The following is a 17,923-nucleotide window of genomic DNA, read 5'->3' as shown; positions in this document are numbered from 1 at the left end:
TCATTGCAGCAAAGATGAAATCAATGATTTATCAAAATGATTGAAAGGTGGTTGTAAATAATGTTACAATGTGTGAGAAGCAGTCTAAATTCTTCGTGAAATAGTGATTTTTGAAGCTAATAAAAAACACACGTGGAATTTAGGTTTTCTTTATAAACATAGGGGGAATTGCATGAAACGTTGCCTCATCTGCCTAGAAGAATTGGATCTGTTTCGGGGTCTGGAAAAAGAACAGATTACAAACTTGTGTCAATGTACAAATAAAAAACGGCTGTCCAAAGGACACTATCTTTTTTATCAAGGGGATATTACAAGTACTATATTTCTTGTGAAATCAGGAAAACTTAAACTTGTGCAAAGTGCTGAAGATGGACATGAAACAATTCTGGATATCTGTGGTCCCGGTGAGGTACTAGGTGAGTTGTCGCTATATCAAGAACAAAAGGAATGTTCTAGCGCGTTAGCCATGGAAGAGGCTTGCATCTGTTGCTTTAGTAAAATGCAATTTGAAATGTTAATTAAGAAAGATCCTTCTTTTGCCTTAAGGATAATTGATTACCTTGGGCAAAAGCGTTATGCCAATATGAATTCAGATAAGGAAACTAGACGAACTGTAAAAGAAAGATTATTAGGTCTATTTTATAACCTTGCCAACCAATATGGGAAAAAGCTGCCAAACGCGACAATGATCGATTTAATAATTACGCAGCAGGAATTAGCTGATATGATTGGTTCTTCACGGGTAATGGTCATTCAGGCCCTTAATGAGTTAAAAGAAGCCAAAATAGTCGACCGCACTAACAGATATTACATATTAAAAGATGACCCTTGTCTTAGTACGCACATATTTAAATAATAGGGTCAAGCAGCTACTTCTCTGATTTTTAGGTATGGAAATTCAACTTTTCAAATTTTTTTATTAATTGTTAAATACTTAACAGTATTAGAAACATAAATCACCTTATAATAAATCATAATTATATTCTAGGAGGGATTTTCTTTGATAGCTTTAGGTCCTATAGAAATAATGAATCATACTCCCTGGCATTTTCTGGCTGCATGTGTGCTCCTGGTCTTATTTTTTATCGCTACTTTTAGTGATGACCAAAACCTAAAAACAAAACTCCGTAAAATCATGTATGTTGTCTTTGGCTTCGCAGTATTAACAGGATGCTATGTTTGGACACTTGTTGATTTTAGCCTTCCATTGTTAATCAAGAGCATTGGAGGTTTCGCACTCTTTTGGGTGATGATCCAACTCACAAAGAACCGATTCAATAAACTTTATTGGGGGTTATTTATTTTAATTGCCGCTGTAGGTTTGACATTGGCTTTCGTCTACATTTAATTGAATTAATTAACCTGTTATAAGACTAATTATCCGAAACAATATCAGGCCGCTTCTAACGGAGTAAAGGGTTGAACAAAGGGAAATACAAACGCTGTCAAGTAGTAAAATATACTATAGAAATTGATTAAAATGGGGGGCTGTAACGAAACTTAGCCCCAAGCGAAAGACGTCAATTATGGCGTCTATTCTTTTTGGGGTGTTGCAGGGTTGCATAGATTTTCCGTATTATAGTTTTTGCTTCTACAGAAATGTTCAAAGTGCCAATATATTTAAGAAAGAAAACAGGGAACATAAGAGCAACCAAAAGAGCAGTCTCAATTATTTTTTTGAAATTTAATTTTTTACCAAACATCATTGTTTATTCCCTTCTTGAACAGATTCAGTTTACTCATATTAATGGTCTAAAACATACGGCCTATAATACAATCTATATTAGCATAATTCAACCAAGAAAGTAACTTTAAAGCTATTTCTATGAAATCCGCGCAGGACGCGCGGTAATTTTGTGGCATTGCATATAACGTCCTGAGGAGTCCAGCAGCGTCACAACCGCATGCATCATCCTCTAGTTGCTAGACTCCTCTGTTATCTGGTGGTCGGCGCCCCATAGGAATACCCGATTAATTTCGCTAATTTGCATTACTACGTAATTACGCATATACTGTAATTAGAAAGAGCCGAAAGGGTGATATTCATGGCCGCTATCTCCCGTAGAGTCTTCGTTCAAAAACGAAACCTTATAAGCCTACCAAGGGATATAAGAGAGAAACTCAATATTTCTGAAGGTGATGTTCTCGACATTAGGATGGATGACAATAAAATTATCATTGAACCTATGAAACTAGTCCCCTCCGATCAAGCATACTTTTGGTCTGACAGAGTCCAAAAAGATATGCTCGAAGCCAAAAATGACGTTGAATCAGGTAATGTTCGTGAGTTTAGTGCAATTCGCGAATTTCTTGACGGTATCGAGCAATGACTAGGCGCTTTAGATCTACTCGAAAGTTTGATAAGCAATTTAAGCAACTTACCTCGAAAACATTTAAGCAAGCTCAAAAAACCATTGAGATATTCATGTCTGACCCAACTCATCCATCGCTGCGATACAAAAAAATTCAAGGGACAGATAACTTCTATGAGATCAGTGTCAATATGTCGATACGCATTATCATTGAAATAACTATAGAAGCGAGCGATCAAATCAATACACTATATATCATCGGTACTCACGATGATGTATTCCCACCAAAGTAGCCTTAACTGGCTACTTTTTTGTTCGCCGACTTTCATATAACGTCCTGAGAAATCCCGCAGCGTCATATTACATTCATATTTTCTAAGTTGCGGGAATGGACGTGTTATGTGACGTATTGTGCCCCCAGATTCAGACAGCGCCATGGACGGCGCTGCCTTAAACATAAGCTAAGACTTCTGCATCATAAAATAGGATGAATGCGACGTAATTTACAAGTTGTGAGTGGTAAAATAAATTGATCGGTTTTCAGACATCAAAACTGATCGGAATTTGGCCACAAATTGATCGGTATCATCTTGAAAAAATACACCCTGACCAATCCAAAGGCTGCAGCTGTAATCACTCAAAAGCGGTCAATTAAGGAGTATGAACGGGTTGGTGGGCTATCATGAGGACAAAAACCAAGGAATCTATTGAATCAATGCTGACAGCACTCCATCTTGAAAAAGTAGAATTCGAGAATCTTTTCCAAGGAGAACACAGTCCGCTGGAAAGCCTAAGCCTTTTCCTGTCCGAGCAGATTCGGCTTAAAGATCAAAAGGCTACTGAGAGCAGAATCAAGCGATCAGGTATGCCACAACTTAAGACCCTAGAAGAATTCGACTTTGGCTTTCAACAAAGTATAATCAAGGAACAAATGCTCAGGTTATCCGACTTTACATGGGTTGAACAGGCTTATAACATTATGTTTTTGGACCACCAAGCGTTGGGAAGTCGCATTTGGCCAGTGCCCTCGGTTATCTAGCCCTTCAGAAAGGGTATACCGTATCGTTTTTATGCTTGGATGAATTGATCAAAATCCTTAAAACGGCCGAAATTACGGCGTCATCAAGGAGAAAGCTGATTTTTGATCAATGGCTTTTTCTGTGTCTAGGAACATCATGAATCTCTAATTAGTTAGGGGAAGTGTCCAGCTTCGAAGGATAAACTTGCAGGTAATTCTCCACAAGTATATACATTATTATCCACACGAACGATTATCCCCTTCTAAATTGGCAAAACTAGACATAGAGTCTTGTAACCGAACTATGGAGGTGGTAAGATATGGACAAGAATAATCCTCAAGAGGCGGGTGGACAAATGCCTTCATTAGCAAAAAAAGAAGCAAACACAACATACAAAGGCTTGTCTTTATCTGACAAAAAACTGAAGGAAATAACTATAAGCCCTAAAATTAAAGATGGTAAAATACTGTTAGACAAAAATAATCCCGCTCATCGTTATATCTATGAGGATTGATTGATAAGAATGGACTTTAATGTTGGAGATATTTTTTGGTTAGATGTTGAATTTGAAGATGATCCAGATAGTAGCAAAAGAAGACCAGCAATAATTGTTGGTGGTAACGCAGATGAATTATTTATTTTAGTATCAACAACTTCTCAACCTCCAAGCAATCCCCCCTCCTATCATGATCAATTCAAGATCCCAATTTTGAATTGGCGCAATAATGGTTTTACTAAGCCATCGTGGGTAAAAGGTCTATTTTTATTGAGATATTCTAATGAGTATCTAGTGAGTGTAGTTAAACCAGACGATTACATTATAAAGATGGATGAAAACAGCTTTAATTACTTAGTAAGTGAACTTGAATTAATATATGGAAGAAATGACTAGGTCCTCTAATTAGGGGGCCTTTTATCATTCATAATCCTCATACACCATAGGCACAAAAAAATGCATGCACAAGTAAGACGGAAAACAATGCTTGGGAATGGACATTTCGCCTAACGTTCTGGGGAGTCCCGCAGCGTCCCAACCACATTCATCATCCTCAAGTTGCGGGACTCCTCTGTTATACGCCGTACCATGTCCCCATAGAATTTCAGGAATTAAATATTCGCCTTCTTTTGCTCAAATAACCTCCATGTGTACTCCAAATACTTCCGGTCAAATACATGACCATCAATCATCTCTAAATTAACTAAATGGTTACGATCCTCTTCAAAAAGACAATGTACTTTTAATGTATCTGGATCAATCGCATAATACAATTGATCAAACTGAGCGTGGCAATTAGGACATAAGGTTATGAGATTTCTAAATGTATCATCGCCCTTATGGGTTCGATTATATGGTTGTATATGGTGGGCCTCAGACATAAAACTTCCATTTGCACTTCTTAGTTTATTGCTACATAGCTGGCATTTATTATCATATAGCCTTTTTAATTTCCTAGAAATAGTTGTGTCTCTCACAAGGCGATTTATGTTTATTTCACTATCTTCTAAGTTACTATTACTCATAGAGTCAAAATCAATTAAGTCATTCAATCCGATGTCACCTTCTTCAGAGTATAATAATAAATCAATAAATAAATTAGACTCAACCTCCCCAGGATCTTCTTCTGGTTCTTCATCGAATCTTGATTCCTCTTTCGAATGTTTAATCTCTATCACATTGAAATCATCGATGTTCATTACACCTTCAGAATTATCCAATGAAGCATAGTTTTCCATATAGTATCTAAATGCTTTTTTCCATTGTTGATTGCCGGCTTCAATTATTTGAAGTATTTTCGAGAGTGCCTTTCCTTGAGTAGACGTTAGCCAATATAATAAAGTACTGGAATAGAGTAATTGAACATGTACTTTCTTAACCTTGTCTCTATTTACCTTTCTTTCATAAGGCGCTAAGAAGGAATTAATTCCATTTGCATTATTGCTTAATGGTTTATCTTGGTATATAAAAAAGTCTTGTTGATCTGTTTTAAGTAAGAGGCGATAATTTTTGAGATAATCATTTATGCACTTTTGTGATACATCATTTAAACGTAACCACTTTAGTAAATGAGCCGTTGAATCATTGTCATCATCAGTCGCTCTAAGATTTCTGACAAGCCCACTTTCAACTAGGACATCGTTAAGTTGTAATGCGTTGATATGTTTTTGTTCGAAGAAACAAAAGCAAGCCAATGCGCATATAGCGCGCGAAATAAGCTTTTCCTCTCTACTTTCAAATTCTGCATCATTAAATATATACTTAATTTCTTCTAAAGTGAGAAATTCGTTATTGATTTTCTCCTTTATAGTATTTGGAAATTCAAACTCGAATCCTTTATTAATTTTTCCTTCCGAGATTAAATAAGCTAAGAATTTATTTAATGCAGATCGTACAATAATGCTCTTTCTTAACTTACGAAAGCGAGAAATATTATCTTCACTAAAAAACGATTCGTAGTTATATTTCTCTATCTTGTTTAGGACAATACTACGAAGAAAATCACCAATAATATCACGATATTGATTAAAAGTAACTGACTTTAGACTAATTATTTTCTTCTCATACCCAATTAGTAAGTTTGAGATGTCCGCCTCATTGAAATATTCAGCCATTTCTTCACCTGAATAATCCGGGCTAAAATGAGCCACTGTTCCGGAATATGAGAGCCAGGTCTCTGGAATTTTTGAGCCACTCCTCCGGATGGTGAGCCACTTGGTTAGACTTCTTGGTAGAATGTAGCAAACACTCAAGAGAGGAGTGTTAATACATTCAATGGGAGGTCTATGGATGACCAATTACAGAGAGATTCTACGGCTCATCAGCCAAGGAATCAGCCAACGGAGCATTGCGGTAAGCTGCGAATGCTCACGAAACACCGTCGCAAAGGTGGTAAATCGGGCAGTAGAGCTTAATTTAAAATGGCCACTGACCCCAGATATGACCAACGGTGAACTACAAAAACTTCTCTTCCCCGAATCGTCATTACCATCAACCCGCAAGCGTCCGGACTGCGAATACCTTCATAAGGAGATGGCTAAAAGCGGAGTAACACTTAGCCTGCTCTGGAATGAATACTGTGAATCTTGCCGGTTAAGTAATGAGATCCCACTCATGTATTCCCAATTCTGTTACTACTATCAGCAGTATGTCACGAAAACCAAAGCAACCATGCATATTAGCCACAAGCCTGGTGAGCAAATGGAAGTCGACTGGGCTGGTCAAACAGCTGGAATCATCGATAGCGATACAGGCGAAATCATCACGGCCTATGTTTTTGTAGCTGTTCTCTCATGCAGTCAATATGCCTATGTAGAAGCCTTTCTATCACAGAATCAAGAATCTTGGATTGCAGCCCATGTTAATGCTTTCAAGTACTTTGGCGGTGTCACGCGAATATTAGTGCCAGACAACCTTAAAACAGGCGTAGATCGGGTGTCCTGGTATACCCCGGTGATCAACAAAACTTATCATGAATTAGCTGAGCACTATGGCACAGCGGTTATACCTGCACGAGTAAGAAAGCCGAAAGACAAACCCAGTGTTGAAGGCGCTGTAGGAGTTATCTCAACATGGATTCTAGCTGCACTAAGAAGACAACAGTTCTTTTCCTTAGGAGAGCTCAATGAAGCGATTCAGGGCAAACTTGAGGAATTTAACCGAAAGCCCTTTCAAAAGAAGCCAGGGAGCCGGTTGAGTGTCTTTCGGGAGGAAGAAAAAGCAATGCTCTTGCCCCTTCCACCTACTCCTTATGAATTAGCGGTTTGGAAGGTCGCAACAGTGCAATTTAACTATCACGTTGCGGTAGATAAGAGGTACTACAGCGTTCCTTATGAATACATCAAGCACAAGGTGGATGTTCGTGTTACCAGCCATGTCGTGGAGGTTTTCTTCAATGGGAATCGGATTTGTTCCCATCCCAGATTACGCGGACGTGAAGGTCTATACAACACAGTCACGGAACATATGCCCGAGGACCATCAAAAGTATATAGCATGGAACGCAGAGCGATTCGTGTCTTGGGCGAAAAGTATTGGTGAGCATACTGAGGTTGTTGTGAAGGCAATCTTAGCTTCTTATCGAGTTGAACAACAAGGTTACAAAAGCTGCATGGGCCTACTCAAACTGGCGGACAAGTATTCCATCAATCGTTTAGAAGCAGCCTGCCAGAAAGCTCTTTCTTACACTCCAAATCCTAGTTTTAAGAGCATCCAGACCATCCTCCAGACGGGACAAGACAAAATCCTTAGAGAAGAGCCGGTTAACGTTCCAGATTCCTCCTCCTTTGGATTTACCAGAGGCGCAGACTATTACAGGAGGAACTCATAATGCTAAACGAAACAACCATTAGTAAACTCAATGAGATGCGGTTATCCTCGATGGTGGGATCTTTTCGCCAACAAATACAAGATCCGGCCTATAATGAGTTATCTTTTGAAGAACGGTTTGGGATAATGGTCGACATCGAATGGGCAAGGCGTAAAAACAATAAGCTCGCTAAATTGATTCGAAAAGCTGAACTGAATTTGCCCGAAGCCTGCATAGAGAATATTGAGTATCATGCCGATCGAAAACTGGACAAGGCACAAATCACCCGACTTTCTACATGTTCATACATTCAAGACAAACACAATATTATTGTTCTCGGAGCTTCTGGCGCCGGGAAGACTTATCTAAGCTGTGCTTTTGGAATAGCTGCCTGCCGCAACTTCTACACTGTAAAGTACATTCGGCTCCCAGACTTATTAAATGAGTTAGCCATTGCACGGGGCGAAGGAATTTACAAGAAGGTCATGAACCAGTACAAAAAGGTGAGTCTTCTCATTTTGGATGAATGGTTACTAGTACCTTTAGCCAACAGTGAAGCTAGGGATCTCCTAGAGATCATTGAAGGAAGGCATAAAAAAGGTTCGACCATTTTTAGCTCCCAATTTTCCCCCGCAGGCTGGCATGGCAAAATTGGCGAAGGCACCTTGGCGGATGCAATTTTAGACCGAATTGTTCATGATTCCTATACGATCATGATTGATGGAGATGATTCCATGCGCAAACGTAAAGGAATACTTGAATAACGAAAAAACATAAACTGTGATGTTGTGGAGGGTATACATATACTCTCCACGCATCAAACCTAGAGAAGCAAAGAAGCAGGAAGACTTCCCCTCCCTTGGCTACGCCAAGTACGGGACTTTGCTACCATTTCGTTAGGGCGGATATTGGGGTCTTTATGCCGTATTGCATGATTGGCTCCGTAAGCGGAACGGTGGCTCAATTTTTCTGGAGAGGTGGCTCAACTACCTTCGGAATAGCGGCTCTCGTGAACCGTAATATTCATTCACCTCACCCTAATAATGCAAGAATACATAAAATATTGCCCTAAACAACCCTATACGCATGGTATGGCGTATAACATCTCTTTACCGCAACATCAATGCGCTTTTTTGTTATCGTTAGTAGGATTACCGCATGTCATTGCGGTAATCCTACCTCTATCAACAGTCCTGAATCTGATTGTTTTTCCATATAGAAGCTAAAGGATTTTGCATTCTTCCCAAATGCCTTCTTTCCTTCTATAGGGAAAAGAAGTGAAAGAGTACCCTTTTGTCAATGAACGCAAATTTATGATTTGGATTGCTCCTTAGAAAAGATAACTTCTATCAAACATTCAAACATTCTCCGCGCTCTACCTATTTCCTCTTTGTTATCCTGATTTTTACAGAAAAATGACCCCTATGAATATTCAAATTTTGCACCAGTGCTAATTTTGACGTACACACACGTCCTTCTCCAGTTAGCTAATGGAAGGGGAGAGAGGAAGCACAATGATTCCTTGTGTGGCAGGAATTACCAGACCCCCTTGTTAACGGAGTAGCTTACAATCTTTGGCAGTATGATATAATGTGATGTAAATAGTGGAAAAGGCGCAACTGACATGCCTTTTATTGAGTGAAGTGAGGTAGGGCTATTATGAATATGGAAAAGCATATTAAGAGATTGCTATGCCTCGGACTAATTCTCGTTATAGTATCTACCACTGCAGGCTGCACCCGACAGACTGCAGAAAACAGCGGTAGCCAAATTGTGCCCACAGATAATCTACCGATAGGCAGTGAAGTTACCGATCCTGAGTTGGAGCGTCTCTGGCAAGAATATATTTATGATGCAATTTATACTATCGGCAATACTTGGGAGTTTCATTCAGCGGAGGAGATCGACCCGGCAGCCGTAGCTCGGTTTTGTTGGCAGAAATATCAGGAAGAAAACGGCACAGATAAGCTCCAGAAAGTGAGTGAAGAGGATTTGTCCCTTCTTTTTCCGTTAGCCGATGCCCAGAAGTATGCTGAGCGCTATTTTAACCTAACCGCTCTGGATGTAAGTAAAATAACGGATTACTATAAACCTGAAAAACAGGCCTTTGTCTTCTCGCCCCATATAGAAAAATGCAAGCCTCGACATACCACGGCGAATGCTTGGGGTACCAAGCTGGATAAAGTGATGAAGACCAATGACGGGACACTTACTGTTGCAATAGAATATTATTCTGACAGCCGTGTTGACAGCAGGCAGACGTTTAGCTTGAAAGAGCGTGCCGACGGTAGCTTTTATTTTGTCGATGGCCGCAGAGAGTTTATCGATAATCATTTGGTAACCTTGACGGGGAATGTGAAGGAATTTCGGGAAATTGAGGGTTTTAGCGGTGATTTGCAAGAGATTTCCATGGTGGGAGAGGCTGAAGGAAAACTGCTGCTTGTCTATACTCCTTATAATGAGAGCCAAAGTGGTGCGTTGATGCTCTTGAATCCCAATGAGATGCGGATAGAGAAGAGCGTGTCTCTAAGCAGCAGGATTGAAAGTACAGATGTGAGGTTTACAGACAATAGACTGATTGTGCGCTCAAAAGATAAAGTGCTGGTCTACAGCAGGGACTTAGAGGTGCAATCGGAAATCTCCTTGCCCAACGTTATCACGGAAAAAATGGTGAGGGAACAGAAATATGATCAGATGGGTTTGACGGATGTCTTTTTTGGCGGTTACGATATATCTTCCGACTTGTGCCAGATTGTCTACACAGATGAAATAGGTGTCAAGCTTGTCACGCTTCAAGATGGAAAGGAAAAGCTCCTAGCGAAAACCATTGCACCTAAGGTATCCGAGCCCTCCCGTGGTGCACCTATTACCCCTTCTTATCACTTTTCTCCCAGATTTGTCGCTGATGACAAGAAAGTTATCACTACGCTATCGGCTTATGAATGGACTGCGGGTTTTACGCTCTGTGATCTGGATAAAGGCACAAACACAAAGTATGAGATCATTACCGAAGGATCACTGGCTACCGGAGGTATCCGTTATGATACCGGTCTACTGTTCGTTAATCAGTATTGGTATGATGAAAGAGGCGCGGAAAAAAACCGGAATACGGATGGATATATAACTACATTTCTAGATTTTCATTCGGGCCAAGTATCGGAGATAGAGCTCAGCGAACCGGGGGACACCGGTTACATCCGATTTGATGATCAAAGTTATATCGGACAGAATTATGCGGCATTTGCCACGAGCAAAAGATCCGACGGTGGCAGAGCAAATGACAGGCATTACTTGAATCGGATTAATCTGCAGACACTCAGGCTCGAGCAGGAGATTGTCTCAATCGCAGCTACAGATATCCATATTCTCGGGGTTCTGGAAGATGGGCGAATTATTTTCTGGTATCAGTACAATCCGGCTGAAAAAGGGATTGGACTGACTGCAGAACGATAAGAAGAATCTATAAACCCAAGGTATAATGCAAAACAGCCGAGGCATATAGTAGTAGAGATTGATTATATAGTCTTGGGGGTGAGAAGGGTGCTTTCACCAAGTCTGGAGGACTATTTAGAGGAAATTTATCGGTTCTCCTTGGCGAGCGGTGTCGTTCGAGTTACCGATATCAGTAAAAAGCTCGGTGTTTCTCTTCCTTCGGTGTCTAAAGCTCTGCAAAAGCTCAATAATCAAGGCTATATCAATTATCGACCCTATGAGGAAATCCTCTTAACAGACCAAGGCTGTCAGAAGGGGAGCTATCTGGTGGAGAGAAACCAGATGCTGCAAGAGTTTTTGTTTCTCATTCAGAGTCAATGCGATGTCTCAGCTGAGACAGAAGCCATCGAGCATTATATCTCCGATTCCACAATCCAGGCCTTGCACCAATTAGTTGGTTTCTTTAAAGAAAACCCGACCTGTTATGATAACTTTCTTTGCTTCAAAGAAGTAAAGGACGAAGCGAAGGACCTAATTAATATTTGAAATTGTCCTGTTAAAATACCTGATGAGGTTTCAGAATTCTGAAACCTTTTTTGTATTGTAGGGGGCATTTTTTTTATATGTAGTAACACTTCATTTTAAAATTTAATACAGTATTAAAAACATAGTTCACATTGAAAATGAAATCGGTGTAAAAGTTAACTTAGTCTAACAATGAAGGGAGAGTCATAGAATGGATTCACAATCGCTTGTTCCCTTATCGACCCTTAAGCGAGGGGAAAAGGCTTATGTTGTTGATCTGGCCTTGAACGGATTATTTCGGCGTAGACTTCTTGATTTAGGTATCGTTCCCGGAACCTCTCTTAAATGTTTAGGCTCGGCACCGGCGGGGGATCCCATTGCTTACTTAGTTCGTGGAACAGTAATTGCTCTAAGAAGTGAAGATGCACAAGCTATTCGAGTGAATTCGACTTTAGTATAGAGCTTGTTCTTTACGGAATATGAATACCTTGGAGAGTGACTGATATGAATTTGAAAATTGCCGAAGACCAATGGGTCATTGCTCTGGCAGGAAACCCAAATGTGGGAAAAAGCACCGTATTCAATGCTCTAACCGGGCTCCGCCAACACACAGGTAACTGGCCGGGAAAAACAGTGAATAATGCCCAGGGGTATTTCGCTTATCATCATCAAAAATTCATGCTGGTGGATTTACCGGGTACTTATTCCTTGCTTGCGCATAGTGTCGAAGAAGAAATCGCTAGAGATTTTATTTGCTTTGGTCAACCGGATGCCACGGTGGTGGTTTTAGATGCCACATCTCTGGAACGCAATCTTAATCTAGCCTTGCAGATTATGGAGATTACCCCTCGTATTGTCGTGTGTGTCAATCTCATGGATGAAGCCAGCAAGCGCGGTATCCATATTGATATTGCTGCCCTGCAACAGGAACTTGGCGTGCCGGTAGTAGCCACTGCAGCTCGCCACAATCAAGGACTTCAGGAGTTGCAAAGGTCCATCTATGAGATTGCTGTAGAAAAACAAGCGACTCAGCCCAAGCAAATCGTTTACTCTGAGGATGTGGAAAAGGCTATCCGGATGCTACAGCCCAAGATTGAGAAGGTAGGAATGGGAAGCATTCTGAGCCCGCGCTGGCTGGCTTTGCGACTCTTGGATAGCAATCCTGCATTTATCGAGGAGATTGGCCGTTTTGTGTCCTTGCATAGGGAAGGCGAGGGCCAGCCTAAAAACGAGGAGGGAAGAATGGCATTATGAGCAGTATCAATCCGGCAGATCCATTCTTAAAACTCTATAAGGATAGCGAAGGGATTCGGGATACTTATGGACACTCTCTAGGGGATCGAGTCGTCACCGATATATTTTCTTATTCGGAAAAGTTGGCTAATCAAGTGGTCTGTCGTGAAGGAAAGAAGGAAAGTGAATGGCGAGCGCGCATTGACCGGATTGTTATTTCAAGGGCGTTTGGTTATCCGATTATGCTTGGTTTGCTAGGTCTGATTTTTTGGATTACGATTGTGGGTGCTAATCTCCCATCCCAGCTGCTTGCAACGGTGCTATTTGGTTTTCAGGATGTTCTTAGTCAAGGGTTTCATGCTGTGGGGGCCCCTGCCTGGCTCCATGGGGTAATCGTTCTGGGTGCGTATCGCACCTTAGCTTGGGTTGTTGCGGTGATGCTACCCCCTATGGCAATTTTCTTTCCGCTTTTCACTATTTTAGAGGATTTGGGCTATCTGCCTAGAGTTGCTTTTAACATGGATCATATGTTTAAGAAGGCCAAGGCCTGTGGCAAGCAATGCCTAACTATGTGTATGGGCTTCGGCTGTAATGCTGCCGGGGTCGTATCTGCCCGGATCATCGACTCACCAAGGGAGCGATTGCTCGCTATCTTAACCAATAATTTTGTGCCCTGTAATGGCCGTTTTCCGACCCTGATCGCTATTGCGACGATTTTCGTGACGGGCATGGCTGCTTTATCTCAGTCGATCTTGGCAGTGGGGTCGGTTGTCTTAATTGTGCTTGTAGGCATTTTTATGACCTTTGCTGTTTCTTGGGCACTCTCCATGACCCTCTTGAAAGGGGAACCCTCCTCACTGGTTTTGGAATTGCCTCCTTATCGGCGGCCGAAAATCCGAGCGGTACTTTATCGTTCCATGCTAGATCGGACTCTTTTCGTCCTGCGCAGAGCCATCGTCGTCGCCGCACCGGCTGGGGCTGTGACCTGGATCCTGGCCAATATCACTGTAGGTGATGCCAGTATTATCGGTCATATGGCGGCTTTTCTTGATCCCTTGGCCAAGGCCATCGGCTTGGATGGATTCATTCTGTTGGCGTTTATCTTAGGAATACCTGCTAACGAAATTGTGATTCCGATTCTCCTCATGAGCTATTTGGCTACCGGACAGCTGACCGAATTTAATAGTTTGATGGAGCTGAAGGAAGTGCTCCTTGCTCATGGCTGGACCTGGCTTACTGCTTTAAACGTCATGCTCTTCTCGCTCCTACATTGGCCCTGTGCCACGACTTTGATCAGCATGTATAAAGAAACAGGGAGTAAAAAATGGACCGCTCTGGGCTTTTTTCTCCCGACCATAATTGCTTTTATAGTGTGCTTTGCTGTCGCTCAAATTGTATATGGATTAGGGTTAGTCTAATAAGATTATTGGTGATATATGAATATAAAACATAGACAGGTTGTTAGAATACACGCATTAGTGCGAATAACAATCTGTGTTTGTTTTTTTGTTTATAGCCCAACTCCTAGGGATGTTCAATTAGTTCTAAAAGAGTCGGGACTGAGCCTATATTCCAAGAGATGGAATATAGGCTTTTTCAATTCGACGAATTCAGTTTGAGAGCCTGACCATAGTGTGGTACAATAGCATCGAAGGTGTGCCTACATAAGGAGGAAGTCCAGTTGGCAGGTTTTTTTTCGAAATTGAAACAAGGATTATCAAAAACCCGTGATCAATTCGTGGGTAAAGTTGAAGAGATTTTAACGGGAAGACGCAAAATCGATGATGAACTTTATGAAGAGCTTGAGGAAGTTTTGATTCGTTCAGATGTGGGAGTGAATACTTCCTTAGAGCTGGTTGAGAGGCTACGTAAAGAAGTAAAGAAAAGAAAGCTTCAAGAGGCGGAAGAGCTCAGGGAAGTTCTGCAAGAACTTATGGCTGATTTACTGGGAACAGAGGAGGCTATGAATTTTGCCGAGCAGGGACCAAGTATCTTCCTAGTAGTTGGTGTAAATGGCGTGGGGAAAACGACGACCATTGGCAAGTTAGCCCACTATTTCCGCACGGATGGGAAGAAGGTCATTTTAGCTGCCGGAGATACTTTTCGGGCGGCGGCTATTGATCAGCTTGAGGTCTGGGGACAGCGAGCTGAAGTGGAGGTTATTAAGCAGAAAGAGGGCGCAGACCCTGCTGCAGTTGCCTATGATGCACTTCAAGCTGCGAAATCCCGGGGAGCGGATCTGGTCATTATGGATACGGCCGGACGGCTCCACAATAAAGTGAATTTAATGGAAGAATTACGCAAGGTCAAACGGGTGATTGAACGTGAGGTTCCCGGAGCACCCCATGAAGTGTTGTTGGTTCTAGACGCTACAACCGGGCAGAACGCACTTCAACAAGCTAAGCTTTTTCAGGAAGTAGCGGGTGTAACTGGAATTGTGCTCACGAAGTTGGATGGAACGGCAAAAGGCGGCGTCGTCTTAGGTATTCAAGGAGAGATTAATATTCCGGTGAAATGGATTGGTGTTGGGGAAGGGATGGAAGATTTGCGTCCCTTTAATCCTCAGGACTTTGCGGGGGCTCTTTTTGACCGTTCGCCAGAAGGGGTTGAAGAGGGCTGAATACCTATGCGCTCATCGGCGGAACAGGCCTAGAAAATTTAATACTCCAAGATGCTCGCACAGAAACAATAACGACTCCTTATGGGGTGGTTACGGTCGATATAGGACATTTTGGGGGGCAGAATGCTCCGCTTGTTTTTATGAGTCGCCATGGTAAAGGACATACCTTGCCGCCCCATCTGGTGAATTATCGGGCTAACATATGGGCTCTGCAAGAATTAGGTGTCCGTAAAATCATCGCGACAGCAGCTGTGGGATCCCTTGCTTCTCGTTTGCAATTGGGAGATATCGTACTTATGGATCAGTTTCTTGACTTTACGAAGAGTCGTCCGCATACCTTTTATGAAGGGGGAGAACAGGGTGTTCTCCATGTAGATATGACCGAGCCCTATTGTAAATCCCTTCAAGCAGTCATTCGAGTAGCAGGAGAAGCCGTGGGTGTTCCTTTGGAAGAGGGTGCGACCTATGTATGTACAGAGGGTCCACGCTTTGAGACTCCGGCCGAGATTAGAATGTACCAGATGCTTGGTGGAGAATGTGTGGGAATGACCAGTGTTCCTGAAGTTGTTCTTGCTAAAGAATGTGGAATGTGCTATGCCACGATTGGGATGATTACTAATGAAGCGGCAGGGATTGCCGATCATCCCTTGACCCATGAAGAAGTTATAGTGAGCATGAAAGCCACAGGAAAAACAGTGGCCCAATTGATTCAAGAAACATTTCGGATACTTCGCCCCGAACAGGATTGCCGGTGTCAGTTGGGTAATTCAGAGGTCGGTAAGTTTTAGAAAGGCGGTACGAATGTGAAAGCACTAGAATGGATGGGGAATTCTCTACGAATATTAGATCAGACACGCCTGCCCGTTGAGATAAATTATCAGCTGGCTACGACCTATGAAGATGTAGCTAAAGCCATTGAAACGATGGCAGTTCGGGGCGCACCGGCAATCGGTTCTGCCGCTGCTTATGGCTATGCTCTCGGTGCTCTGCAATACTCAGGTGAATTTGAGGGCGTACATGATCATATGGAGCAGGTGAAAAACCGTCTGGCAGAGACTCGCCCTACCGCTGTAAATCTTTTTTGGGCGCTGCGCCGTATGGAAGATCGCTTGCGGGAACAACATGGGGAAACAGATCTGGCAAAAATTCGTCAAGCTCTGCTCGATGAAGCAGAGACTATAGCAGAGGATGATCGGCGCGTCAATCGCTTGATCGGTGAACATGGTAATCCCATCGTTTCCGAAGAAGCCAATATTCTCACCCACTGCAATGCAGGATCCTTGGCTACGGTCGAGTATGGTACTGCCCTTGGGGTAATTCGTGCTGCCCATGATACAGGTAAGAAGGTTCATGTTTATGCTGATGAGACTCGACCCTTTTTGCAGGGGGCTCGTCTGACGACTTTGGAATTGATGAACGATAAGATACCGGTGACTTTGATCGCCGATAATATGGCTGGGTTTTTAATGCAGCAAGGGAAAATTGATTTGGTGATCGTCGGTGCTGACCGTATCGCTGCCAACGGAGATACTGCCAATAAGATCGGCACTTATTCCTTGGCGGTATTGGCTCAGGCCCATGGCATTCCTTTCTATGTGGCAGCTCCCACTTCGACCATTGATTTGAAAGTTCCCAGCGGACAAGATATTCCCATCGAGGAAAGAAATCCTCAAGAAATGCGAGAAGTGTTTGGGGTGCAGGTAGCACCGGCTGATGTACCCGTGTATAATCCGGCCTTTGATGTGACTCCCTCCAAATTGATTACAGGGATTATTACGGAAAAAGGAATTGTTTCGTCCCCTTACTCTGTGAATCTCTTAAAAATGATGGTGCGCTCTTAATGGAGAAAAGGGATATCATCGCGGCGGGTCGTAAAATTGCTGAGAGCGGAATGGTTGCCGGAACTTGGGGTAACATTTCGGCTTGGGACTCATCCCGGGAGGGGTATTGGATTACTCCCAGTGGGATGGATTACTTTACCCTAGGGGAAGAGGATCTCGTCCTTTTGAGCATCGGCAATGTAGTGTTAGAGGGATGCCGCAAGCCTTCTTCAGAGTTGCTGCTCCACACTGAAATTTATAAGCAACGTCCTGATGTGAAGGGGATTGTCCATACTCATTCCCCCTATGCAACAGCCCATGCGGTCGCCCGAGCTCCTCTGCCCGGAATCGTCGAGGATATGGTGATGATTGTGGGTGGTCAAGTGGAAGTGGCGCCATACTGTCTACCCGGCACCTTAGAATTAGCTCAAGGAGCGGTGAATGCTCTGCAGGAGAGAAGTGCTGTGCTGCTGGCTAACCATGGGTTGGTCGGGGTGGGCTGTTCTGTAGAAGAAGCCTTAAAGGTATGCCAAGTAGTAGAAAAAAGTGCTCAAATCCATATAATGTCTCGCCTCTTAGGTGGACCGGCCTTATTGAGTCAAGAGGATATCCAATTGATGTGCCGTTCTTATCGACAAAGCTATGGACAGTGAAGTAAG

At 42.5% G+C, this 17,923-nt stretch carries 19 protein-coding genes and 1 pseudogene; 18 read left to right on the top strand and 2 right to left on the bottom strand.

Features of this window, described 5'->3' with window-relative positions; genetic code table 11:
- Positions 1–172 precede the first annotated feature (172 nt).
- Positions 173–856 (top strand): Crp/Fnr family transcriptional regulator, encoded by a 684-nt coding sequence (locus tag DESDI_RS12895; protein ID WP_015262316.1) that lies wholly within the window; start codon positions 173–175, stop codon positions 854–856.
- Positions 857–1,000: 144 nt separating this feature from the next.
- Positions 1,001–1,348 (top strand): hypothetical protein, encoded by a 348-nt coding sequence (locus DESDI_RS12890; protein WP_015262315.1) that lies wholly within the window; start codon positions 1,001–1,003, stop codon positions 1,346–1,348.
- 172 nt (positions 1,349–1,520) lie between these two features.
- On the opposite strand, the gene DESDI_RS12885 is transcribed toward DESDI_RS12890, so the two are convergent.
- The gene (locus DESDI_RS12885; protein WP_015263053.1) at positions 1,521–1,706 is read right to left on the bottom strand and encodes a hypothetical protein; all 186 of its coding nucleotides are present in this window, start codon (positions 1,704–1,706) and stop codon (positions 1,521–1,523) included.
- 339 nt (positions 1,707–2,045) lie between these two features.
- Between DESDI_RS12885 and DESDI_RS18435 the strand changes: the two genes are divergently transcribed.
- The 5 genes and pseudogenes from DESDI_RS18435 to DESDI_RS12860 all read left to right on the top strand — a co-directional run bounded on the left by DESDI_RS18435 (position 2,046) and on the right by DESDI_RS12860 (position 4,223).
- A complete protein-coding gene (locus DESDI_RS18435; RefSeq protein ID WP_015263052.1) occupies positions 2,046–2,330 on the top strand; it encodes an AbrB/MazE/SpoVT family DNA-binding domain-containing protein in 285 nt (94 codons plus the stop codon).
- Complete coding sequence (locus DESDI_RS12875) at positions 2,327–2,605, top strand: hypothetical protein (protein WP_015263051.1); 279 nt, start codon at positions 2,327–2,329, stop codon at positions 2,603–2,605. Before DESDI_RS18435 ends, DESDI_RS12875 begins: the two co-directional genes overlap by 4 nt.
- 389 nt (positions 2,606–2,994) lie before the next feature.
- A pseudogene (locus tag DESDI_RS12870) lies at positions 2,995–3,491 on the top strand (ATP-binding protein).
- A gap of 159 nt (positions 3,492–3,650) precedes the next feature.
- Positions 3,651–3,845, top strand: a complete 195-nt coding sequence (locus DESDI_RS12865; RefSeq protein ID WP_015263050.1) for a hypothetical protein — start codon at positions 3,651–3,653, stop codon at positions 3,843–3,845.
- A gap of 9 nt (positions 3,846–3,854) precedes the next feature.
- The gene (locus tag DESDI_RS12860) at positions 3,855–4,223 is read left to right on the top strand and encodes a type II toxin-antitoxin system PemK/MazF family toxin (RefSeq protein WP_041219960.1); all 369 of its coding nucleotides are present in this window, start codon (positions 3,855–3,857) and stop codon (positions 4,221–4,223) included.
- A 215-nt stretch (positions 4,224–4,438) separates the two neighbouring features.
- On the opposite strand, the gene DESDI_RS17340 is transcribed toward DESDI_RS12860, so the two are convergent.
- Positions 4,439–5,977: an HNH endonuclease gene (locus tag DESDI_RS17340; RefSeq protein WP_156801135.1), complete on the bottom strand. Its 1,539-nt coding sequence runs from the start codon at positions 5,975–5,977 to the stop codon at positions 4,439–4,441.
- Between the two features lie 139 nt (positions 5,978–6,116).
- Here DESDI_RS17340 and istA point away from each other — a divergent pair, with 139 nt between their 5' ends.
- The 11 genes from istA to DESDI_RS12800 all read left to right on the top strand — a co-directional run bounded on the left by istA (position 6,117) and on the right by DESDI_RS12800 (position 17,917).
- The gene (istA, locus tag DESDI_RS12850) at positions 6,117–7,655 is read left to right on the top strand and encodes an IS21 family transposase (RefSeq protein ID WP_015262274.1); all 1,539 of its coding nucleotides are present in this window, start codon (positions 6,117–6,119) and stop codon (positions 7,653–7,655) included.
- Positions 7,655–8,398, top strand: coding sequence for an IS21-like element helper ATPase IstB (gene istB / locus DESDI_RS12845; protein ID WP_015262273.1), 744 nt, complete (start codon positions 7,655–7,657; stop codon positions 8,396–8,398). Before istA ends, istB begins: the two co-directional genes overlap by 1 nt.
- A gap of 895 nt (positions 8,399–9,293) precedes the next feature.
- Positions 9,294–11,087 (top strand): hypothetical protein, encoded by a 1,794-nt coding sequence (locus tag DESDI_RS12840; RefSeq protein ID WP_015263047.1) that lies wholly within the window; start codon positions 9,294–9,296, stop codon positions 11,085–11,087.
- Between the two features lie 87 nt (positions 11,088–11,174).
- Entirely contained in the window at positions 11,175–11,612 is a 438-nt protein-coding gene (locus DESDI_RS12835) for a metal-dependent transcriptional regulator (protein ID WP_015263046.1), read from the top strand.
- A 190-nt stretch (positions 11,613–11,802) separates the two neighbouring features.
- The gene (locus DESDI_RS12830) at positions 11,803–12,051 is read left to right on the top strand and encodes a FeoA family protein (protein ID WP_015263045.1); all 249 of its coding nucleotides are present in this window, start codon (positions 11,803–11,805) and stop codon (positions 12,049–12,051) included.
- Between the two features lie 44 nt (positions 12,052–12,095).
- Positions 12,096–12,845, top strand: a complete 750-nt coding sequence (locus tag DESDI_RS12825; protein ID WP_041219481.1) for a FeoB small GTPase domain-containing protein — start codon at positions 12,096–12,098, stop codon at positions 12,843–12,845.
- Entirely contained in the window at positions 12,842–14,242 is a 1,401-nt protein-coding gene (locus DESDI_RS12820) for a nucleoside recognition domain-containing protein (protein ID WP_041219479.1), read from the top strand. Before DESDI_RS12825 ends, DESDI_RS12820 begins: the two co-directional genes overlap by 4 nt.
- Before the next feature lie 263 nt (positions 14,243–14,505).
- Positions 14,506–15,444, top strand: coding sequence for a signal recognition particle-docking protein FtsY (ftsY, locus tag DESDI_RS12815; protein WP_015263043.1), 939 nt, complete (start codon positions 14,506–14,508; stop codon positions 15,442–15,444).
- Positions 15,441–16,232 carry an S-methyl-5'-thioadenosine phosphorylase gene (gene mtnP, locus DESDI_RS12810; RefSeq protein WP_041219477.1) on the top strand — a complete coding sequence of 264 codons (792 nt, stop codon included), beginning with the start codon at positions 15,441–15,443 and terminating at the stop codon, positions 16,230–16,232. Before ftsY ends, mtnP begins: the two co-directional genes overlap by 4 nt.
- 15 nt (positions 16,233–16,247) lie before the next feature.
- Entirely contained in the window at positions 16,248–17,285 is a 1,038-nt protein-coding gene (gene mtnA, locus DESDI_RS12805) for an S-methyl-5-thioribose-1-phosphate isomerase (RefSeq protein WP_015263041.1), read from the top strand.
- A complete protein-coding gene (locus DESDI_RS12800) occupies positions 17,285–17,917 on the top strand; it encodes a class II aldolase/adducin family protein (RefSeq protein ID WP_015263040.1) in 633 nt (210 codons plus the stop codon). Before mtnA ends, DESDI_RS12800 begins: the two co-directional genes overlap by 1 nt.
- Positions 17,918–17,923 lie beyond the last annotated feature (6 nt).

Source organism: Desulfitobacterium dichloroeliminans LMG P-21439, assembly GCF_000243135.2.
Lineage (GTDB): Bacteria > Bacillota > Desulfitobacteriia > Desulfitobacteriales > Desulfitobacteriaceae > Desulfitobacterium > Desulfitobacterium dichloroeliminans.
The sequence above is the reverse complement of the archived record's forward strand: the minus strand, read 5'-3'. Positions and strand labels throughout refer to the sequence as shown.